Annotated in this window: 19 protein-coding genes; 7 read left to right on the forward strand and 12 right to left on the reverse strand. The window is 61.0% G+C overall.

Annotated features, from left to right (window positions below):
- Positions 1 to 248 precede the first annotated feature (248 nt).
- Entirely contained in the window at positions 249 to 722 is a 474-nt protein-coding gene (locus PAF17_RS17970) for an Lrp/AsnC family transcriptional regulator (protein WP_271890474.1), read from the reverse strand.
- A gap of 93 nt (positions 723 to 815) precedes the next feature.
- Here PAF17_RS17970 and PAF17_RS17975 point away from each other — a divergent pair, with 93 nt between their 5' ends.
- Complete coding sequence (locus tag PAF17_RS17975) at positions 816 to 2,204, forward strand: aminotransferase class V-fold PLP-dependent enzyme (protein WP_271890475.1); 1,389 nt, start codon at positions 816 to 818, stop codon at positions 2,202 to 2,204.
- 19 nt (positions 2,205 to 2,223) lie between these two features.
- Here the strand turns inward: PAF17_RS17975 and PAF17_RS17980 are convergent, their stop codons facing one another.
- The 5 genes from PAF17_RS17980 to PAF17_RS18000 all read right to left on the reverse strand — a co-directional run bounded on the left by PAF17_RS17980 (position 2,224) and on the right by PAF17_RS18000 (position 6,361).
- Positions 2,224 to 2,634, reverse strand: a complete 411-nt coding sequence (locus PAF17_RS17980) for a thioredoxin family protein (RefSeq protein WP_271890476.1) — start codon at positions 2,632 to 2,634, stop codon at positions 2,224 to 2,226.
- Positions 2,635 to 2,652: 18 nt separating this feature from the next.
- Positions 2,653 to 3,366 (reverse strand): cytochrome c biogenesis CcdA family protein, encoded by a 714-nt coding sequence (locus tag PAF17_RS17985; protein WP_271890477.1) that lies wholly within the window; start codon positions 3,364 to 3,366, stop codon positions 2,653 to 2,655.
- Positions 3,367 to 3,425: 59 nt separating this feature from the next.
- On the reverse strand, positions 3,426 to 4,307 hold the full coding sequence (locus PAF17_RS17990) for a DMT family transporter (protein ID WP_271890478.1): 882 nt from the start codon (positions 4,305 to 4,307) through the stop codon (positions 3,426 to 3,428).
- Positions 4,308 to 4,427: 120 nt separating this feature from the next.
- Positions 4,428 to 4,727 carry an HU family DNA-binding protein gene (locus PAF17_RS17995; RefSeq protein WP_271890479.1) on the reverse strand — a complete coding sequence of 100 codons (300 nt, stop codon included), beginning with the start codon at positions 4,725 to 4,727 and terminating at the stop codon, positions 4,428 to 4,430.
- A gap of 149 nt (positions 4,728 to 4,876) precedes the next feature.
- Positions 4,877 to 6,361: an AMP nucleosidase gene (locus PAF17_RS18000; RefSeq protein WP_271890480.1), complete on the reverse strand. Its 1,485-nt coding sequence runs from the start codon at positions 6,359 to 6,361 to the stop codon at positions 4,877 to 4,879.
- Positions 6,362 to 6,455: 94 nt separating this feature from the next.
- Here PAF17_RS18000 and PAF17_RS18005 point away from each other — a divergent pair, with 94 nt between their 5' ends.
- The 3 genes from PAF17_RS18005 to thpD all read left to right on the forward strand — a co-directional run bounded on the left by PAF17_RS18005 (position 6,456) and on the right by thpD (position 9,665).
- Positions 6,456 to 7,307 carry an SDR family oxidoreductase gene (locus PAF17_RS18005; RefSeq protein ID WP_271890481.1) on the forward strand — a complete coding sequence of 284 codons (852 nt, stop codon included), beginning with the start codon at positions 6,456 to 6,458 and terminating at the stop codon, positions 7,305 to 7,307.
- Between the two features lie 55 nt (positions 7,308 to 7,362).
- Complete coding sequence (locus PAF17_RS18010) at positions 7,363 to 8,586, forward strand: UbiH/UbiF/VisC/COQ6 family ubiquinone biosynthesis hydroxylase (RefSeq protein WP_271890482.1); 1,224 nt, start codon at positions 7,363 to 7,365, stop codon at positions 8,584 to 8,586.
- A 140-nt stretch (positions 8,587 to 8,726) separates the two neighbouring features.
- A complete protein-coding gene (gene thpD / locus PAF17_RS18015; protein ID WP_271890483.1) occupies positions 8,727 to 9,665 on the forward strand; it encodes an ectoine hydroxylase in 939 nt (312 codons plus the stop codon).
- Between the two features lie 60 nt (positions 9,666 to 9,725).
- Here thpD and PAF17_RS18020 read toward each other — a convergent pair whose 3' ends face one another.
- On the reverse strand, positions 9,726 to 11,288 hold the full coding sequence (locus PAF17_RS18020; RefSeq protein WP_271890484.1) for an alkaline phosphatase D family protein: 1,563 nt from the start codon (positions 11,286 to 11,288) through the stop codon (positions 9,726 to 9,728).
- Between the two features lie 247 nt (positions 11,289 to 11,535).
- Here PAF17_RS18020 and PAF17_RS18025 point away from each other — a divergent pair, with 247 nt between their 5' ends.
- The 3 genes from PAF17_RS18025 to PAF17_RS18035 all read left to right on the forward strand — a co-directional run bounded on the left by PAF17_RS18025 (position 11,536) and on the right by PAF17_RS18035 (position 14,230).
- On the forward strand, positions 11,536 to 12,129 hold the full coding sequence (locus tag PAF17_RS18025) for a LolA family protein (protein WP_271890485.1): 594 nt from the start codon (positions 11,536 to 11,538) through the stop codon (positions 12,127 to 12,129).
- A 94-nt stretch (positions 12,130 to 12,223) separates the two neighbouring features.
- Positions 12,224 to 13,474 (forward strand): MFS transporter, encoded by a 1,251-nt coding sequence (locus PAF17_RS18030; RefSeq protein ID WP_271890486.1) that lies wholly within the window; start codon positions 12,224 to 12,226, stop codon positions 13,472 to 13,474.
- Positions 13,475 to 13,540: 66 nt separating this feature from the next.
- Positions 13,541 to 14,230, forward strand: a complete 690-nt coding sequence (locus PAF17_RS18035; RefSeq protein WP_271890487.1) for a 5'-nucleotidase, lipoprotein e(P4) family — start codon at positions 13,541 to 13,543, stop codon at positions 14,228 to 14,230.
- A gap of 21 nt (positions 14,231 to 14,251) precedes the next feature.
- Here the strand turns inward: PAF17_RS18035 and PAF17_RS18040 are convergent, their stop codons facing one another.
- From PAF17_RS18040 to PAF17_RS18060, 5 genes are all read right to left on the reverse strand, one after another.
- Entirely contained in the window at positions 14,252 to 17,341 is a 3,090-nt protein-coding gene (locus tag PAF17_RS18040; RefSeq protein ID WP_271890488.1) for an efflux RND transporter permease subunit, read from the reverse strand.
- On the reverse strand, positions 17,331 to 18,506 hold the full coding sequence (locus PAF17_RS18045) for an efflux RND transporter periplasmic adaptor subunit (protein WP_271890489.1): 1,176 nt from the start codon (positions 18,504 to 18,506) through the stop codon (positions 17,331 to 17,333). The genes PAF17_RS18040 and PAF17_RS18045 overlap by 11 nt, the downstream gene beginning before the upstream one ends.
- Before the next feature lie 87 nt (positions 18,507 to 18,593).
- Positions 18,594 to 18,989: a DoxX family protein gene (locus PAF17_RS18050; protein ID WP_271890490.1), complete on the reverse strand. Its 396-nt coding sequence runs from the start codon at positions 18,987 to 18,989 to the stop codon at positions 18,594 to 18,596.
- Positions 18,990 to 19,346: 357 nt separating this feature from the next.
- On the reverse strand, positions 19,347 to 20,231 hold the full coding sequence (locus PAF17_RS18055) for a LysR family transcriptional regulator (protein WP_271890491.1): 885 nt from the start codon (positions 20,229 to 20,231) through the stop codon (positions 19,347 to 19,349).
- A gap of 84 nt (positions 20,232 to 20,315) precedes the next feature.
- Positions 20,316 to 21,389 carry a capsular polysaccharide export protein, LipB/KpsS family gene (locus PAF17_RS18060; RefSeq protein ID WP_271890492.1) on the reverse strand — a complete coding sequence of 358 codons (1,074 nt, stop codon included), beginning with the start codon at positions 21,387 to 21,389 and terminating at the stop codon, positions 20,316 to 20,318.
- Between the last annotated feature and the right edge of the window lie 8 nt (positions 21,390 to 21,397).

A 21,397-nucleotide genomic window follows, 5' to 3' on the forward strand; every position in this document is an offset into this window, starting at 1 on the left:
CCTGGACCGTGGGCCTGGGTGTCGAACGGATGGTGAATGAGCGCGTATCGCTGTTCGGGGAATGGGAATACCGCGATTTCGGTCGCGATACCCTGACTGATGATGCCGGGTTCAGCACCAAGGCAACGCCCGAGAACCATGTCGTCAAGATGGGCGTCAACTTCAACTTCTGATCTTGTGCGACATCACATGAAACGGGTCGGCTGCAATGGGCATGCCGGCCTTTTTCATGTTCCGGGGGCCGCAATTCAGGGCAGGCGCAAGGGGCGGGCCTCGAAGATGGTTTCCATGGAAAAGACGCCCGTGACCCGTTCCAGGTCCATATCCGCGATCAACGCCTTGTAGCAGCGATCATAGCCAGACATGGAAACCGTCACCAGCTTGGCCATGTAATCCCATTCGCCGCCAATGCGATGGAACTCGGTGATTTCTGGGATCGATTCGACCCGGGTGCGAAAGCGTTTGGCCCAGGCGTCATCATGATGGCGGGTTCTTATCATCACAAAGACAGTCAGGTGCAGGCCGGTTCTGGCTGCATCGATGACCGCACGGCTGCCCTGAAGGACCCCCAGGCGGGTCAATCGTTGCAGGCGCCGCCAGCATGCGTTTTGCGACAGATGCACCCGTTCGGCCAGAGCGCGTTGCGACAACGAGGCATCCTGTTGCAATGCCGACAGGATACGGTTGTCAATTTCATCTATTTCGAATGGTTCATCGTTCATATGATAGGAAATATATGGGTATTTTGACGAAGAAGAAATCAATTTCTCGGTTTCTGAGTGTCATACCTTCGCCGTGGTAGCGGGGAATTCGTGATGGATGTCTTTGACAGGTTTCGAGCGCGGTTGGGCAAACCGGATATGTTGCATCAGGGCATGATCGGGCGGGATGCGGTGATCGAAGGGCCGTTCGGCCCCAAGCCGATGGTTTATGCCGATTATATCGCCTCGGGGCGGGCGCTGCGTCAGGTCGAGGAGTGTATTCTTGAGGAGGTGTTGCCCTGGTATGCCAACAGCCACACCGAAGCCAGCCATTGCGGGGCAGTGATGACGCGGTTGCGGCGGCAAGCACGGGCCGAGATCTTGCGTTGTGTATGTGGCGGAGAAGAGCATGCCGTGGTGTTTACCGGGTCGGGTGCGACCGCAGGGTTGAACCGGTTGGCGCATCTGTTTGGCATTGATTCGGAATGGACCGTGCTGATCGGTCCGTATGAGCATCATTCGAATATCCTTGTCTGGCGAGAGTCCGGGGCGCGCGTTGTCGAATTGCCTGAAGCGCGTGATGGCGGATTGGATATCGATGCGCTGATGCGCGGATTGTCATGTGAGGGACCGGTTCTGGGTGCTTTTTCGGCGGCGTCGAACGTGACAGGGGTGTTGAGCGATGTGCGGGGGGTCACCGGCCTGATGAGAGCTGCGGGGGCGCGCGTCATCTGGGACTATGCGGGTGGTGCGCCGTATCTGCCGATTGATATGTCCGCCGGGATGGATGCGGTTGTGGTTTCACCGCACAAGTTCCTGGGCGGTCCCGGGGCCTCGGGTGTCATGATTGTGCGGCGGGATGCGGTAACTGTCGACCGACCGTCCATGCCCGGGGGGGGCACGGTCCGGTTCGTGAATGATGCCGGTCATGATTATGCCACATCCATAGAGGCGCGCGAGGAAGGCGGAACGCCGAATGTCGTCGGAGATATACGCGCGGCGCTGGTTTTTGCGCTGAAGGATGCGGTGGGGCAGGAATATCTGGACAGCAGGCATCGTGAATGGCTTCGCCAGGCACGCAGGCTGTGGTCAGTCGAGGGGCTTGAGATGTTGGGTCATGCGACCGCCCCACGTTTGCCGATCCTGTCATTTCGCATCCGGGATGGAAATGGCGGCTATGTGCATCAGCAGTTGGCGACGCGGCAACTGTCGGATCGCTATGGGGTTCAGGCGCGCGGGGGCTGTGCCTGTGCGGGACCCTATGTGCATCGCCTGTTGGATATCGGCGCAGAGGAATCGGAAAATCTGCGCGCGGCGATCTTGCGGGGCGAGGAAATCGAAAAGCCAGGTTTTGTTCGGCTGAATCTGTGTTGGGCCGCGCCCGAGGCCGAGATTGACCATATCCTGGATTCGGTCTGCGATCTGGCCGCGACGGCAGGGCGATATCGGGCGCGATATCTATGCGATCCCACGACCGCAATCTTTACGCCGATCGCGGCCTGATCGAGCCATTGATTGGGCCTTAGGCGTGAAGGCCGAGGTCCAGCAGTTCCTTGATTTGATCGCGGGAGGTTCCGGCAACGATACGGCCCAGTTCATTATTGCCGCGAAGTAGGATAAGGGTCGAACGGCGAGGCACGGACAGGTCTTTGACGATCTGGCTGCCTTTCCATTGATCCCAGTCGACGTCCATGAAGGTGATCGCCTTGTCATAGGCGGGGTCGGTGCTGCGCAAGGCGTTGATGACGCGTTCCTGGGCGGCGCAGGTCGTGCACCAGCTGGCCTTGAAGTCGAGGAATACGGTTTGGCCCTCGGCCAGCGCGGTTTGCAGAGCATCGGGGGAATAGGCAATGTTTGATTGCGCGGCACGGGCGGCCATTGGCGCAACCAGGGTGACCGAGGCGGTCAGGGCAATAAAATCGCGGCGGTTCATGCTGGTTTCTCCTTTGGGTCAGATCGATACGGACAGATCTTGCAGCCATAGCGGCAGATGGCGCACCGCCAGGGCTTCGATGGCATGCATGGCGCCCGACAGCATCGCGACGCCGACGACAATGAACGCCAGCCCCATCAATGGACGGGCGCGAATGGCCAGTGCCTGGGCGCGGGCGCGGTTGCGCATCAGCAGGTCGCGGGCACCATAGGCGAGCGCCAGAATAAGTGTTGCGACCCCTGCGGCGAAGGCGGTCATGATTGCGCCGGCTTGCAACAGGCTGCCCCCGCCACTGGCCAGGGCGATGGCGCCACCCAATGTCGGGCCGATACACGGGCTCCAGGCTGCGCCCAGCAACATTCCGGCCGCAGCCTGACCCTGCAGGCCCGAATTTTGGGTGTGATCTATTCCGGAATCCGCGCGGGCGGCCAGCCCTGCTGTAGCTGTCTGGAAGACCGTGCCGGCCTTCGGCAGCATGAGAGCCAGGCCGAACAGCAGCATTCCGATGGCGGCGATGGTGTTCAGGCGATCTTCGGTCAGGCCGATTGCGTGACCAAAGGCTGCGACCGTCAAGCCCAGGATGACGAAAGACAGGCTCATGCCAGCGGCCATCGCAACGGGGCCAAGCCTGTGTTTGCCTAGGGCACCGGTCACCACGATCGGCAACACCGGCAGGACGCAGGGGTTGATCAGGGTCAGAAGCCCGGCGAGATAGGCAAATATCAGCGTCATGAAACCATCCTGTTTCCAGACCATACGGGCAGAAACAGGATCGTGTTACAGTCGGGTCATCACGTGCGCGTGACTGGACTTACTTTCGAGATCTGAACCATCAGGATTCCGATGGCGATCACCAGGGCCCCCACCACATCGCTTGGCCCCAGGGCCTCGCCCAGAAACGCCGCGGCGATGGTGACGCCCAGAAACGGGGTCAGGAAGTGAAAGGTGGCGGCACGCACCGCGCCGATGCGGCCGACCAGGTTGAACCACACCCAGGTTGCCGCAAGGCCGGGGACCAGAACCGTGTAGACGAAGGCGATAAAGCCACGCGCAGACATATCCAGCGACCATGTTTCGAAGAATGGTGAGATAACGGCAAGTGTCACGGACCCGACCAACATTTGCAGCCCCACGATCATCATCACGTTTCCACCTGAACTGGCACCCCGGACGGTCAGGGTTGCGACCGCCAGCGCAAAGGCCGCCACGAAGCACATCGCGATGCCAAGGGGATTGCTGCCACCCTGAAGGCGCGCGCCCATGATGATGGCGACTCCGGCAAGGCCAAGTGCCAGCCCCAAGATGCCGATCGGGCGCAACCGCTCGCCCAGGAACAGCCACCCCAGAAGCGCGACAATCAGCGGCATGGTTGCCGCGATGATCGATGCAAGCCCGGCCTGGATCCATTGCATCGCGACCCAGTTCAGCCCCAGGTAGATCGCGTTCTGGCACAATCCCAGAACGATGACAGCATGCCATTGATTTCTTGTCAGATTCCGCCATGTTTGCCCCATGGCCAAGGCGATGAGGACACCGATCCCGCCCGACAGGGCAAAGCGCAGCGACAATGCCATCAATGGTGGAATTTCCGTGACGATCATGCGCGTCGAGGTAAAGGCCGAAGCCCACATGATCCCGAATACCAGCCCCATGAGGATAGCGCGCAAGTCCATGAAGCCACCTTTCATTGCATGTCGTGCAGCATCGCTAACAGAGCAGATCGCCAAGGAGAATGCCACAATGAAAAACGGCCGCGCAGATGCGCGGCCGTTTTGACGAAATCCGAAGCCGGATCAGCTGTTTACGCTGTCTTTCAGCGCCTTGGCAACGGTGACCTTGACTTGCTTGTCGGCAGGTTTGGTCATCATCTCCTGGGTCTGCGGGTTGCGAACCTGACGCTCGGGGCGGGCGCGGCATGCGATCTTGCCGATACCGGGCAGGGTCACAGCGCCGCCATTGGCGACTTCACGCGTCACGACGGCCGCGATCGCGTCCAGCACAGCCGAAGCCGATTTTTTGTCCGAACCCATTTCTTCGGCCAGGGTGGCGACCAGTTGGGTCTTGGTCATCGGTTTTGCGGAAGGCGTAGCCATTCTTCTGTCTCCTCTTGCCCTGTTGTTACGGGCCCACAAATTGCGCCTTTTGCGGCATAAAGCCTGCTACACACGGTTTTGCCGGGCAGATCAAGCCTTTTTCGCGTATCGTGCAAAAACCGGCGTTTCAACGATCATTTGCTGCCTATTTACAAGAAAGCCGTCTCACTGAACGAGCGAAGCTTGCGCGAATGGATGCGTTCCAGCGGCATTTCGCGCAGCTTTTCCATTGCGCTGATACCGATCAGAAGGTGGTTGGCGACCTGCGTACGGTAGAAATCGGTTGCCATGCCCGGCAGCTTCAATTCTCCATGCAGGGGCTTGTCGCTGACACAAAGCAAGGTGCCATAGGGCACCCGAAAGCGAAATCCATTGGCGGCGATGGTGGCGCTTTCCATATCCAGTGCCACGGCGCGCGACAGGGACAGTCGGTGAACCGGGCCAGACTGGTCGCGCAGTTCCCAGTTGCGGTTGTCAATCGTGGCCACGGTCCCGGTGCGCATGACGCGTTTGAGCTCATAGCCGTCAAGGCGCGTCACCTCGGCGACGGCTTCTTGCAGTGCGACCTGCACCTCGGCCAGCGCCGGGATGGGCATCCAGATGGGCAGATCGTCGTCAAGCACGTGATCCTCGCGCAGATAGGCATGGGCCAGAACGAAATCGCCAAGTCTTTGGCTGTTGCGCAGGCCCGCGCAATGCCCGACCATCAGCCAGGCATGAGGTCGCAGCACCGCGATGTGGTCGGTGGCGGTTTTCGCATTCGACGGACCGACACCGATATTGACCAGCGTAATGCCCTGCCCATTCTCGCGTTTCAGGTGATATGCCGGCATCTGAGGCATCTTCGCAAGCGGCGGCAGGGGGGCGTCGGGGCTGGATATTTCCCGGTTCCCCGGCGCGACAAAGCTGGTGTAACCCGAATTCGGATCGGCAAGGGCGCGTCGGCCAAAGGCCTCGAATTCGTCGACATAGAACTGATAGTTCGTGAACAGCACGAAATTCTGAAAATGCTCGGCGGCGGTGGCGGTATAGTGTTGCAGCCGCGCCAGCGAATAGTCGATCCGTTGGGCGGTGAACGCGGCCAGATATTGTGCGCCGTCCGGCATCGGCCTTGCGACACCATTGACGATGTCATCGTTCATCGTGTTCAGATCGGGCACGTCAAAGACATCGCGCAGCGAAAAATCCAGAACACCTTCCTGTGGAACGGCCAGATCGCTGTGGGCGGCGACCGCGAAATGGACCGGAATAGGCGTGTCGCTCAGCCCGACTGTTACGGGAACCGAGTGGTTCTTGATCAACAGGCCGATCTGCTCGATCAGATAGTTTTCGAACAGGTCCGGGCGGGTTAGCGAAATGGCGTAAACACCCGGCGCGACGACATGACCAAATGACAGGCGCGAATCCACCTGGGGGTGACTTGCAACGGTCAGCCGGATCTCGGGGTAAAAGGCACGATAGCGGGCATCGGGCCTTTCACCTTCGATCAGGCGTCCGAAATGGTGCAGCAGAAACTGGGTCGCCTCGTCATATAGTTGTTGCAGCCGCGCGACGGCGGCGACGGGATCGGCAAATTGCTCGGCTGCGGGGATGGGCGGCGTTTCAACCGGCAGCGATCGGGAATCCATATTCATCAACTCTGTCCTTCTGGTTGAGCAAAGCCTGCCAGCGAGATGACGATCAAGCAAGCGTCTGGCGCTGCGATCCGCGGGTCGTTACCCTGTTGTCATGGAAATGCTTGTTATCGGTCACGGCTATAGCGCCGGTTATCTGACGCCGGCGCTGATCGCGCGAGGCTGGAATGTCACGGGCACCACGCGAACCGCGCCTGAAAGGGTCGCGGCGGCGGGGGCCACACCGCTGATCTGGCCGGGACAGGAGGATCGCCTGCGCGCCGCAATCGGATGTGCCGATGCGATCCTTGTTGCGGCGGGGCCGGATGCCGACGGAGATCCGGTATTGGCCAGCCTGTCGCAGGACATGGCCTTGGCGCGGCCACGCTGGCTGGGCTATTTGTCGACGACGGGCGTATATGGCGATCGCAAGGGCGGTTGGGTCGATGAAGGCAGCCGTCTTGATCCCTCGACCCGGAGGGGGCAGGCACGGGTGGATGCCGAACGGGGGTGGCAGGAACTGGCGCGGGCGCATGATCTGCCGCTGCATGTTTTCCGGCTTGCGGGCATTTACGGTCCCGGTCGCGGACCCTTTGCCAAGATCCGCAATGACACGGCCCGCAGGATCATCAAGCCGGGACAGGTGTTTTCGCGGATTCATGTCGAGGATATAGCCGCGGTATTGCTGGCCTCGCTGGATGCCCCCAATCCCGGCGCGATCTATAATCTATGTGATGATGACCCTGCGCCACCCCAGGACATCATCACCTATGCCGCGCAGCTTCTTGGCGTCGAGCCGCCGCCCGAGATCGACTTTGCGCAGGCCGATATGACGCCGATGGCGCGATCTTTCTATTCAGACAGCAAACGCGTGCGGAATGATCGCATCAAGCAGGATCTGGGCGTGCGCCTGCGTTACCCCGATTACCGGTCTGCATTGCAGGCCATCTACCGGGCCGAAACGTGACGGGCGCCGTTTCACCGCATTGTCTTTGTCGTCAGGGCATGCATGATCGCGCCCGATGAAACATGATGTCGATGTTCTGATTGCGGGCGGCGGGCTGAATGGCCCGACATTGGCCTTGGCGTTGGCCAATGCCGGGTTGCGTGTGGCCGTGGTCGATCCGCGCCCGGCGCAGGCCCGCGCGGATGAGGGGTTTGACGGTCGCGCCTATGCGCTGGCGGTCGCGTCGCGACGGTTGCTGGAGGCGCTGGACCTGTGGCGCGACCTTGCCCCGAAAAGCCAGCCGATCCGACAGGTCAAGGCGTCGCAGGGCCAGCCCGGAGAAGGCGCGGGGGCGCTGTTCCTGCATTTCGACAGCGCCGAAATCGAGGAAGGGCCGGTCGGCTATATGCTGGAGGACCGGTTTCTGTATCGGGCCCTGCTGGCGGGGATGACGGACAAGATCGATCATCGTGCCGGGCTGTCCCTTGTTGCGCATGAGGTCGCCGAGGCAGGCGTAACCGGCGAATTGTCCGATGGCAGCCGCATACATGCCCGATTGCTGATCGGCGCTGATGGGCGCGGTTCCGGTGTGGCCCGCCGGTCGGGGATCGCGCGTCAGGGCTGGGATTACGGGCAGACGGCGCTGGTCGCGGCGATCGATCATGACGATGCCCATCAGGGGATCGCGCAGCAGTATTTCATGGCGACCGGGCCGCTGGCGATCCTGCCCTTGCCGGGCAATCGCAGCAGTGTCGTCTGGTCGGAAACCCGCAGGAACGCCGCGGCGATCGCGTCATTGCCGGATGATGCGTTCCTCGAGGTGCTGCGCCCCCGCTTTGGCGATTATCTTGGCAATATCGCTTTGGCCGGGGCGCGCTTTTCCTATCCGCTCAGCCTGTCTCTGGCCGAACGATATGTCTTGCCGCGAATCGCGCTGGTCGGTGATGCGGCGCATGGTGTGCACCCGGTAGCGGGGCAGGGGTTGAACCTGGGGCTGCGCGATGTCGCGGCGTTGGCCGAAACGCTGGTCGATGCCGCGCGGCGGGGCGAGGATATCGGCGCCATCGACGTTCTTGAACGCTATCAGGGTTGGCGTCGCTTTGATGCAACAAGCCTTGCGCTGGGAATGGATGCCGTGAACCAGATTTTTGGCACCGATAATCCGGTGATTCGTCTGGCGCGCGGGCTGGGGATGGGGGCGGTGACCGCGGTTCCGGCGCTGCGACGCGGCTTCATGCGTCAGGCGGCTGGCCTGTCGGTCGACCCCATGCCCCGGATGCTGACGGGACGGCCACTTTGATCCGCCCTGCGGGGGCACTTGGTTTTCCTTGACGAATTCCTTTGGAACAGCTGGCGGATGACCGCGTTGTCCGTGCGTGACCTCGGCCAATGCTGACGGTCATCTGGAAAGACACTAGCTGAATGATGGAAGGAGTTGTCATGAACGTCATGCACGCAGAAGCTATGTTTGCGGGGCAAGACATCTATCCGACGCGCCTGCCCCGGGACGAACGCATCACCCCGCGCAAGGACCCGGTTATCTGGTCCGATTGGTCGGATGACGCCCCGATTTCGCGCGATGAGGCGCGCCATTACGAAGACAAGGGCTATCTGGTCCGACGTGACATGTTCAGCCCCCAAGAGGTGCGCATCCTGATCGACGCCTCGGCCGAGATCCGTGCCGATGCCTCGGGCATCCGTGCCGAGGATCTGGTGACCGAACCGGGCACGGATGCCGTTCGAACCGTCTTTCGGCTGGATGACCACAGCAACATCTTTGCGCGGCTGGCACGTGATGCGCGTCTGGCCGATACGGCGCGCTTCCTGCTGGGTGATGACGTGTATCTGCATCAAAGCCGTCTGAATTATAAGCCCGGCTTCACCGGCAAGGAATTCTATTGGCATTCCGATTTCGAAACCTGGCATGCCGAGGACGGGATGCCGCGAATGCGGGCGGTGTCGGCCTCGGTGCTGTTGACGGACAATTCGGCACTGAATGGTCCACTGATGCTGATCCCCGGATCGCATCGTCATTTCATTGCCTGTCAGGGCGAAACCCCTGATGACAATCATAAGTCCAGCTTGAAAAAGCAGGAAATAGGCGTGCCATCGCCAGAGATGCTTCAGAAGCTTGCCGGTCAGGCCGGGCTTGATGCGGCGACCGGACCCGCAGGCACGGTGATTTTCTTTGAATGCAACACGCTGCATGCCTCGAACGGGAATGTGACGCCTTTCCCGCGTTCGAATGCTTTTTTTGTCTACAATGCGGTCTCGAATGCATCGCAGGCGCCCTTTGCCGCGCCAAGGCCGCGCCCCGCGTTTCTTGCGCATCGCGGCGGCGTGCAGCCTTTGGACATCAAATCGGGCCGGATTGCCTGATTGACCGGCATCGATGTCGCCAAGCCCCCGATGGGCGGGGGCTTGGCGGTGGATCCGGTCTCAGGCGGTTTTGGGATCGAGTGTGATCGACCACAATTCCTGATCGGCGCGGTCCATCAGGCGCACGGTCATCTGGCCCGAGGCCCCTTCGATATCGACCATGCCGAAGAACTGCATCCCGGCCGAGGGCGGCAGGTTGGCCTGCCCCGGTGCCGGGGCCTTCACGAATTTCACTTCGGGGCCGAAGGTCATGTCCATGTCGTTCGGACCGAAGGTGCCGGCATGCAGCGGGCCGGACACAAATTCCCAGAACGGTTCGAAGTCCTGGAAGCTGGCGCGGTCGGGGTGATATTCATGCGCGGCGGTGTAATGCACATCGGCGGTCAGCCAGACGGTGTTCAGGATCTTTTCGTCGCGGATAAAGCGCAGCAGCTGCGCGAATTCCAGTTCGCGGCCTTTGGGTGCGCCGGGATCGCCATTGGCGATGGCTTCGACATATTTCTGATCCTCGGACACCTTGTCCCAGACATTGACGCCGATCGGCATGTCGCAGGCGATGACCTTCCACGTTGCGCCCGAGGCTTTCAGCGCGGCTTTCAGCCAATCCAGCTGCGCCTTGCCCAGAACCTGCGACTGGGCGGTGACCTCATCCTCCATCCCTTCGCTGTTGGCGCCGCGATAGCTGCGCAGATCAAGGAAGAAGATGTCCAGCAGCGGACCATAGGCGATCTTGCGATAGACGCGGCCGGGTTCGGCGGGCGTATAGCTGATCGGGGTCATTTCATGGAAGGCGCGCTGGGCGCGGGCGGTCAGCAGGGCGACGGATTTTTCGGTATAGCGGTCATCGTCGGTCAGGTCCTTGCCGGGCGACCAGTTGTTCACGACCTCGTGGTCGTCCCACTGAAACAGCGTCGGCACCATGGCCGACATGGCCTGCGCGTGCTGATCCATCTGGTTGTATTTCCAGCGGCCGCGGAATTCGTCCAGCGTCTCGGCGACCTTGCGGACCTCATCGGTCAGCACGGTGTTGCGCCAGATGCTGCCCTCGATCTCGACCTCGTCCTGCATCGGGCCGTCGGCATAGATGGTGTCGCCGGAATGGATGAAGAAATCGGGCTCATGCGCGGCCATGGTGGCATAGGTGCGCATGCCCTCGTCATCGATGCCCCAGCCCTGACCGGCGGTATCGCCCGACCAGACGAACCGGATGTCGCGGCGGGTGGTCGGCGCGGTGCGGAACTGGCCGATGACCGGTTCGCTGCTGGCATTGCTGTCGGTCAGGTCGGTTGCGGTCATGCGGTAGAAGACGGTCTGATCGCCCTCGATCCCCTGAAGCATCGCCTTGACGGCATAATCGCTTTCGGGAAGCGCGTTCAGCGTGGCGACTTGACGGGCATTCTGGAAGCTTTCATTGGTGGCGACGTCCAGCGCGATCCGTGCGGGGCGGTCGGCGCGGGTCCAGACCATGCCGCCCTGCGCGGTGGTGTCGCCCGATTGCACGCCATGGGTAAAGACCGGGCGGCTGCCGGCGCGGCTGATGGCGGGCATCGCCAGCAGCGAGCCGGTGGCAAGGCCGGACATCAGAAGGCTGCGGCGGGACATGCGGGATGCACGGAAGGACATGTTTCTGGCTCCTGAAGGCTTGATGTGGCGCAGGCCTAGTCGCAGCCGGTAACGCTGATATGTCGGCAAGATGGCATCGGCATGACGAAGCCATGAAACTGCCGGCACGCCGTTCCCTGCATATGGTTTGCGAATCCGGCCATAACGCGGCAAGCTGGCCAAGGCTCACGAAACCGCGATTGGCGGGGCGCGAAACATTCCGTCAGACGTGATGTGCAGTGCCGCATGAAAAGGATATGATCCGCGCATGAACATCAGATCGCTCGCCCTCGCGCCCGCCCTTGTCCTTGGCCTTGCCTTCCCGGCTCTGGCCGAGAAAATTCCGTTGAATGAGATCTCGCGCTATCTCAACAGCCTGAAAACCGTGACGTCAGAGTTCACGCAGGTAAATCCCGATGGCACCATCTCGACGGGGACCGTGTATATCCAGCGCCCCGGCCGTGCGCGGTTCGAATACAACAATGATCGCACGCTGATGCTGGCGTCTGCGGGGGCCGTGGCAGTGTTCGATCCCAAGTCGAACAGCGGTCCGCAACAATATCCGCTGTCCAAGACGCCATTGTCGATCATTCTGGACGCCAATGTGAACCTTTCGCGGGCGAATATGGTCACCGGCTATACCGAGGCCAAGAACTCGACCGTCGTGACGGCGCAGGATCCCGCCCATCCCGAATACGGCAATATCCAGATGGTCTTCACCAGCCCGACCGAGCTGCGCCAATGGGTCGTGACCGATGACAGCGGCCAGAAAACCACGGTGATCCTGGGCGAGATGCGCAAGGGCGGTTCGATCCCGTCATCAAAGTTCTCGATTTCGGCTGAACTGGCGCGACAGAACTGACAAGGCCCAGGCTGCGTCGGAAACCGGCGCGGCCTTGATTTCTTGCGCGTTCTGGTTCAACGCAACCTGTGACAATCTGCCACAAGGGTGCCCCATGACCGCGCAAGCCCGACTTTTCACGCCCGTCTTGATCGGCGGTTGCCTGATCTTGCTGATCAATTTCGCGCTTCGTGCCAGTTTCGGGGTCTTTCAGATTCCGATCGGTGAGGAGTTCGGCTGGCCGCGTGCAGATTTTTCGCTGGCCATCGCGATCCAGAACCTTGCCTGGGGGATCGGCCAGCCGATTTTCGGCGCATTGGCGGAACGCTGGGGGGATCGTTGGGCGATCATCCTGGGGGCGATGCTGTATTCCGCCGGGCTGATCCTGACGGCATTCGCGACGACACCCGCGACCATGCAACTGCTTGAGGTTATGGTCGGTTTCGGGATCGCGGGCACCGGGTTCGGGGTGATCCTGGCCGTGGTCGGGCGCGCGGCCAGCGACGAGAACCGCAGTCTGGCCCTGGGTATCGCGACTGCGGCCGGCTCGGCAGGGCAGGTCTTTGGTGCGCCATTGGCCGAAATTCTGCTGGCCTTTTACAGTTGGCAATCGGTGTTCATCATTTTTGGCGTGATCGTGTTGTCATGCCTGTTCTTTCTGCCGATGCTGGGCGACAGCAAGCCCGCGATACGCAACGAACTGGAAGAAAGCCTGGGCAGCGTGCTGGGTCGGGCCTTTCGCGATCCGTCCTATCTGATGATCTTTATCGGGTTCTTTTCCTGTGGCTATCAGCTTGGCTTCATCACCGCGCATTTCCCCGCGATGATCACCGAGATGTGCGGCCCGATCAGCCCGTTGGGCACGCTGGCGTCGATCGGCATCACCTCGACTTCGGCATTGGGCGCCGCGGCAATCAGCCTGATCGGACTGGCCAATATCGCCGGGGCGATCTTTGCCGGATGGTTGGGCAAGCGATATACCAAAAAATACCTGCTGGCCGGGATATATACGTTGCGCACGCTGGCGTCGGCGGCATTCATCCTGACGCCCATCACGCCCGAGACGGTCATTGTGTTTTCGTTGGTCATGGGGGCGCTGTGGCTGGCGACGGTTCCGCTGACCTCGGGGCTGGTCGCCTATATCTATGGGCTGCGCTATATGGGCACGCTTTACGGCTTTGTGTTCCTGTCCCATCAGATCGGATCGTTTCTGGGGGTCTGGCTTGGCGGTGCGTTGTACGACCGGACGGGCGATTACACGCTGGTCTGGTGGGTCGGTGTCGGTGTCGGGGCGGTCAGTGCGCTGATCCATTTGCCGGTGCGCGAAGAACCATCGCGATTGCCGCCTGCCATGCAAGCGGGTTGAGCCACCGATTTGACCTTTTGGTCGCTGCCGCCTAGCGTCCGCCACGCATCACAACAGGGGCCAGCCATGAGCGATCAAAGCGACCAACGCCATCCGCGCGAACATGCGATGGCGATTCGCTATCAACAACTATCCGCTGAAATCAAAGCCCTGCAAAGACAATGCTATGCGCTTGCCACCCTGCGCCTTGAGGCGGCGATCAATGCCGCCGGCGGGCAGGGGGCGGGCCTGGCGATCATGTCCGATATAGACGAGACGATTCTGGATAATTCGGCGGTCATGGCACATGCCATGACCCAAGAGGCGCGGCGCGACAATGTCGAGACATGGAAACTGTGGGAACGCGAAGGAGATCCCCATCTGATCCCCGGCGCAGCCGATTTCCTGGCCCTGGCCGACCGTCTTGGCGTTACGATCTTCTATGTGTCTGACCGGTTCGATGAAAACAAGCTGGCCACAATCGCGACCCTTTCGCGCCTTGGCCTGCCACAGGTCGACGCCGATCATGTCCTTCTGTTCGGCCCGCCCAAGGCTGTTCGGCGGGCATCGATCGCGCGGGATTACCGGATCGTTCTGCAACTGGGCGACACGCTGCATGATTTTGACGGCGCTTTTGCCAATGTTGCGCTGGAGGATCAGCACCGCCTGACCGAAGATCACGCCCATCGCTTTGGCGAGGACTGGATCGTGTTTCCAAATGCCGCGCATGGCACCTGGATGGAGGCCGAGATCAGGCCCTGGAACGCCCCTGCCTGAATGGCGGGGCGTCCGGTTGCGTTAGGCCGGGTCGGGCAGGCGGTCCAGCTCTTTTCTGGCGGCGGCGGCGGCATGACCCGGAACCGCACCATAAGGGGCGATCAGCCGATAGAAGACCGGCGTCAAAATCAGGGTGAACACGGTGGCAAAGCCCAGGCCCCCGACAACAACCCAACCGACGGCCTGACGGGCCTCGGCACCGGCGCCGCTGGACAGGATCAGTGGCAGACCACCCAGAACGGTGGACACCATGGTCATCATCACGGGCCGCAGGCGCAAGGCGACGGCATCGCGGATGGCGCTGTCTATGTCACGCCCTTCCTCGCGCAGCTGATTTGCGAATTCCACGATCAGAATACCATTCTTGGCCATGATCCCGATCAGCATCACAAGTCCGATCTGGCTGTAATAGTTCAACGATCCGCCCGACAACATGATGGCCATGATGGCGGCGCCCAGGCCGAAGGGAACCGTCAGCATGATCACCGTTGCGGATGCAAGGCTTTCGAATTGCGCCGACAGCACCAGCAGCACCACCAGAAAGGCTACGGCAAAAACCGCGATGGTGCCGGACTGTCCGTCTTGCAGGGTGGCGGCTTCGCCCAGAAGGACGATCCCTGTGCCTGCGGGCAGAATCTGCGCCCCGAGTTCCTGGGCAATCCGGGCGGCGGTGCCCAGATCGACACCGGCGGCAAGGTTTGCAGTGACCGGAACCGCGCGATCGCCATCTTCGCGTGATAATTCGGATGCGCTTGCGGATTGTCTGAATTCCGCGACGGCGGACAGAGGCACATTGGCGCCGCTGTTGCTTTGGACAAAGGCGCGTTCCAGATCGCCGGGATCGTTCAGTGGCGGTCCGCCGGGTTCGACCGTCACGTCGGTTTCCTCGCCATCGATGAACACTTCGACCGGGTTCGAGCCGCTGGACAGGACATTGATCAACGCGGAAACATCTGTCGGTTCGACGCCCAGTTCCTCGGCCATGGCAACATCTATCTGCACCTCGACAAGCGGTTGCGTGGTGTCATAGTCGATCTGCGGATTCGAAAAGATGTCGCGCCGTTCGTTCATGGCGGCAACCAGCTTTTCAGCTTCCTGTGACAGCGCGTCGTAATCACTTCCGGTGATTGCCAGCTGCAGGCCGCGACCGGCACCGCGAATGCCCAACGAATTGCCCGACCGTGCAATACCCGTCACCCCCGGCACCGATTGCAGCTTGCGGTTCAGGTCGGTCAGGATTTCCTGCTGGCTGATGTCGCGTTCGTCCCAATCGCTCAGGCGGACGATCACGAAACCCGAAGCAGACCCGCCAAAACCCGAAATCGACTGGACGATATTGACGCCACCGCCATTCTGATAGCCACGGGCGATGTCCTCGACCTTTTGGATCTGACTGTCGGTATATTCGCTGCTGGCGCCCGCAGGCCCGCGCAATACCACGAAAAAGAAACCGCGATCTTCCGTCGGTGTCAGACTGGAGCTGAGCGATGTGAACATCCCCGCCGAGACCACCGCAAAGGCAAGCGCGGCCCCGATGACCAGCGCGGGCATCTTCAGCGCGCGATCCATGAAAGCCAGATAGGCGCGGGCAAGCAGCCCCTGCCTGCCACCATCCGGATCGGCGCCGTGACCGGGGTCGAAGCTTGCGCCCAGCATGGGCACCAGCGTCAGCGCCACGAATGATGACAGCATGACAGAAAATGCCAGCACAAAGCCGAATTCCGAAAAGATTCCCCCGGCCTGACCCGGCAGGAACGAGATCGGAATAAAAACGGCGGCGAGCGTCGCAGTCGTCGAAATGACGGCAAAGAACACCTCGCGCGTGGCGCGGATCGCGGCGGCGCGCCGGCCCAGCCCCATCCGGCGGTGTCGCACGATGTTTTCGACGACGACGATCGCGTCATCGACCACCATCCCCGTGGCCAGGACCAATGCCAGCAGGGTGATCGTGTTGACCGAAAACCCCACCAGCCAGATCGCCGCTATGGTCCCGACAAGCGACACCGGAATCGCCAGAGCCGGAATGATGGTGGCACGCCATGCGCGCAGGAACACGAAGATCACCGCGATCACGATCAAGACCGCCAATGCGATCGAACTGGCGACCTCGGTGATCGATTTCTCGATGTAAACCCCGTCATCCGATGTGATGGCAACGGATACCCCGTCCGGCAATGTCTGCGAGATTTCGTCGATCCTGGCGCGCACCTCGCGCGAGATGGTCAGCGTGTTCCCTTCGGATTGGCGCATGACGTTCAGACCGATCGCGCTTTCGCCGTTGACCCGCGAAAACACGGTGCGTTCCTTGGCGGACAACTGGACAAAGGCAATGTCGCGGACGCGTGCCGTCTGGCCAACCCGCAGATTGGCGATCCCCTCGGCGGTGACCTCGGCCGAGGTGGTGCGCATGGTGATTGCCTGATTCGCGCTTTCGATCTGTCCCAATGGTGCGTCATTGCGCAGGTTCGACAGCGCCGTTTCCAGATCGGATATGGTCAGGCCGCGCGCGTTCAACGCGCTCATGTTGACGCGGACCAGGAATTCGCTTTCCTGCTCGCCGGCGACCTCGACCTCGGAAACGCCCTCGATGGTTGTCAGCTTGTCTGCAATCTCATCTTCGGCGATCCGGGACAGTTCTTCCAGCGTGGCGTCGCCGGAAAGGGCGATCCTGATGATCGGATCTGAATCGGAATCGCTTTTCGATACGGTTGGTGAATCGATGTCATCGGGCAGGTCGCGTTCCTGCTGGGAGATGATTTCACGGGCTTCATTGGCGGCCGTGTCGATATCGACATTCGACGCCAGCTCGATCGTGATACGAGAGGTTTCATAGCTGGAGCTGGATGAAATGGTCTGCACACCATCCAGTGCGGTCAGCGCGTCTTCCAGAACCGAGGTGATTTCCGTATCGACCGTTTCGGGCGCGGCACCGTCATATGTTGCCCGCACCGAGATCACCGGTTGATCGACATCGGGCATTTCGCGAACCTCGACACCCATCAATGCCGCCAGCCCGGCAATCACGATCAACAGGTTCAACACGATCGCAAGGATTGGGCGGGCGACGAACAGGCCGGCGCTGCCGGCGCGGGCCAGGGCATCATTTGCCATCATTCACCCTTGCGATTGCCATTTCCTGACCGGCCAGCCCGGCATTTTGGTCATTTGCGGGGCGCGACATGCGCCGCGCATCGTCAGGCGTCATTACCGTGCCACCTTCCTGAACCTTTTGCGTGCCTTCCACGACGATCTCGGTTCCGTCAGCAAGATCGGCGTCCAGCCAGACGGTATCCCCGTCACGATGCAGGATCTCGACGGGGACGCGTGTGGCCGATCCGTCGCGTACCGCCCAGACGCTTGCGCCCTGACGGCCCCAGCTTACCGCAAGCGAAGGCACGCTTGGGGCCGGAGCGCTGGGGCGGGTGGCGATAATGGTGACGACCGAGCCGGGCAAGACGGGAATAGCCTGGCTGTCGATACGGGCCTCGACGTCGATCTGACGGGTTTCGGGATCTATTTCGGTGTCGATCCCCGTCACTTCGGCTGAATAGACCGTGCCGGGGCGTGTTGGCAGCAACACGTCGAGAACCAGCCCCGCATCAAGAAAATCCAGCGCCCGATCCGGCAGGCTGAAATCCACGCGGAGATCGTCGAGATTGGTGATTGTCACGATTTCCGTGCCCACCCCCAGATAGGCGCCGACTTCTATATCGGACAGACCCAGCCGTCCGGCAATCGGCGCTGTGATGCTGCGTTGTTCCAGCTCGTATTCGGCGGTCTCGACATTGGCGCGGGCGATTTCGACCGCTGTGCGCGCCTCGGATATCTGCACCGATGATACAGCAGAGCTGCCTTGCGATGCCAGGGTTTCAAGACGGCTCAGCGCGTCCTCTGCCTCGGTCAGTTCCGCCCGTGCGGTCCGAAGGGACAGCGTTGCGGCCCGGTCCTCCAGCCTGATCAGGGTATCGCCCTGTGTGACCTCGGTATTGGGACTGAGATCGGATGACAGCACTTTGCCTGCGACTTCGTTCTGCACCAGAACACGGCTGTTGGCGCGCACGGTGCCGATGGCCTGAAACACATCCTGATAGGGTGTGACGGCGACCTGCTGGGTTTCCACGATCGACGGACGACCGCCGGACCCGCCGCCGCCGGGGCGCCCTTCGGCCATCTGCTGTGCCCCGGATTCCGAATCGGGCTGATAGACGAATGTTGCGTAATAGGTCCCGGCGACAAGTGATGTCGCGAGCAATATCTGAGAAACATGTTTCAACATCGAATGTCGTCCTTGCGCGCGGGCTGGGGGCCAGGAAAATGCTGCGCCGCGCCACCGTGTGCGGCGCGACACGATTGCCTGCACTTGTCAGGCTGATTTGGCGCGTGCGGCATCCATGCCCCAGGCGCCACCACCGACCACGGCAATGTACAGGAAGACAAAACAGTAAAGGATCGCCGAGTCGCCACCGTTCAGGGTCGGGAACAGGTTCTGGGGGGCATGAAACATCCAGTAGGCGACCGCCATCATGCCTGACAGGACAAAGGCGACCGGGCGCGTGAACAGGCCGATCAGCAACAGGATGCCCCCGAACAGTTCAAGTATGCCGCCAATCCCCATCAGCGACATCAACGGAGGCTGGTGTTCGGAAGCGGGAAACCCGAACAGTTTTTGCGAACCATGCAGCAGGAATATCAACGCGGATACGGCGCGCAGAACGCTTAGCATCCGTGGTCCCCAGATTTCGGAAATGGAATCGGTCATTGGTATGTCCCTTCGATCAGTTTGTTTCGGTCCGTGCCGGTGCTGGGCCGGGAATCATCGCGCGACGACGCATTTCGGTTGTTCCCCGACCGTGATTTGGATGTCTTGGACATGGCCAATTCCGGCAGCAGAGCGTTTCGACGATCCCTATGACGGAAACAATCCCAACCAATCCCAAACGGATGCGGGTTCGCGCGCTGTTTTGCACACGTTTGCGCGAGTGGGTCCTAATTCGGAGAGCAGGCCTGCTGGCGGCCTGTGTGACGCGGGGCGATCGTCGGTTGCGTCATGTGTTTCGTGCGTCATGATCGCTGGTTTGACCGAGCGCGGATGCAACGGCATCGCGTCGATGTTTCTTCAGGATAGCTCGTCTTCGGTCAGGAACTTCAACAGGCGGCGTGTCAGTTGTTTCTGGGGACCGATTTCCGGCCAGACGGCATAGATGCCCAGTTCGGGCAGCGTCCAATCCGGCAGAACCACCGCCAGTTCGCCTGACAGCAACTCGCTTGAGACCTCGTTATAGGGTAGGTGTTGCACCCCCAACCCGGCAATCACGGCGGATTTGGCGGCGCCGATGGTATCAACCTCCAGACGGGTATTCTCGGTCGAGATGGTCTTGCTCTTGCCCTGGTTCCACAGCGTCAGCGTATCTGGCAGCATGGCGATGGACACGAATTCGCAGTTCTGAAGGTCTTCGATGCTGCGGATCGGCGGACAAGAGGCCAGATAGGCAGGCGAGGCCACAAGTGCACGCCGGAAGGTCCCGATCTTTCGGCTTTTCAGGCTGCTGTCCGAAAGGGTGCCCAGCCGGATTGCCAGATCGAAACCGCCCTTGACCAGATCGTCACGTTTGTCGCTGTTATGCAACGTAATGGCGACCATTGGGTGGCGCCGTGAAAATTCCCACAAACGTTGGCGAAGCCGTGTTTTTTCGCCAAAGGCGGGCATGCTGATCTTCAGCGAGCCGACCGGCTCTTCGCTGCCTGCGCCCAGGAAATCCAGGGCTTCTTCGCCGGCGGCCACCATGCGGCGCGCGGGGCCGAGTGCGGCCTGACCCTCGGGTGTCAGCGACATCGAGCGGGTCGATCGAAAGAACAGGGTCACACCCATCTTCGCCTCGAGGCGGGACAAGTGGTGACTGACAACCGAGGTCGACAGTTTCAGCCTGCGGCCCGCTTCACTAAAACTGCCCGCTTCGACGATGGCGACAAAGACGGCAAGACCACGATAATCATCGATCATGTTCGTCGATCTCTGGATGCTGTTTCGATCTGTCTGGTGTAGCGAACAGTCCCCGCAAGGTCGAGGCCATGCGCCGTGGGTCGTTCAGAACAGACGCCGCTTGATCCGGTTGATGACCGAATGTTGGTAAAGCTGGCGGATATATTTGCGTCGGGTGGTTTCGCACCCTCCGGTCCTGTCCGGCCCGGCCGCAAGAAAAGCTTCGATCTTCTGGCGAATGAGCGCGACATCCCCCGCATGAACGCAATAGTGGGTAAGATACCAGAACAGGAATTTGTTGCGCCATTCGATATGCGGCGCATTGGGCGAGGCAATCGCGTCCTGCAGTTCCGCGCGGCTCTTGACCTGTTGGGTTGCGGGGCCGAAATCAGAGGCGGCGTGGCTTATGACCGGCTTGCCCTGAATCAGGGCCTCGAAGAGAACGCCGGAATTTGCACCGACGACCAGATCAGCGCCGGCGATCAATGACAGGACCGACCCGTCCGAGATGCGGACGCCCGGTTGTTGGGCAATCTCGGATAGCAGGCGCGAGGTGGTCCGCCCCTGACAGCGTGGATGTCGCTTGATAACAAGCTCTTTGCCGCGTTGTCTGGCCGCCGCGACGGTCGTTTCCAACGCATCCCGTGTCCGCAGCCATGCGCCCTGGGCCACCGTGTCGTTTCCGACCTGCAACGGCACAAAGATATACCCTTGTCCGGTGGCTTTTTCGTGGTCTGGTTGGGTATATTTCGACAGGTTCGAGGTCATCAGCCGTTGCGCAAGCTGCTGCACGAAGATGCCGGCTTTGGTGCTGTCCATCGAAGATATCTGGTCGCGATAATCCTCGGGATGCAGGGCCAGATGCGAAAAGCATGCATAGCCCATGCGATCCATGCTGTAATAAGGCGGAATATAGGATTCCTTGCAGCGCAGGACATGCCCGTCACCGCCGCCATAAGAGTGAAAGCTGATCGTGGCGTCGCCCAGTCCTTTGGGACGAGGTGCCGTTTCGGCACCGCGGGGCAGGCGGACAGGATCGATCAGGGTGCCGATTTCAGCCAGCGCCGACAGGATAGACCCGTAAAACAGGCGATGCCGGTCGCCATCCACCGGATCCGCGAACCATGCCGAAGGAACTTCCAGCGTCACCTGCGGACGCCGCCGGTCACGCCCGTCCATTGTTGTCC

It is taken from the genome of Paracoccus onchidii, from assembly GCF_028294535.1.
Taxonomy (GTDB): Bacteria; Pseudomonadota; Alphaproteobacteria; order Rhodobacterales; family Rhodobacteraceae; genus Paracoccus; species Paracoccus onchidii.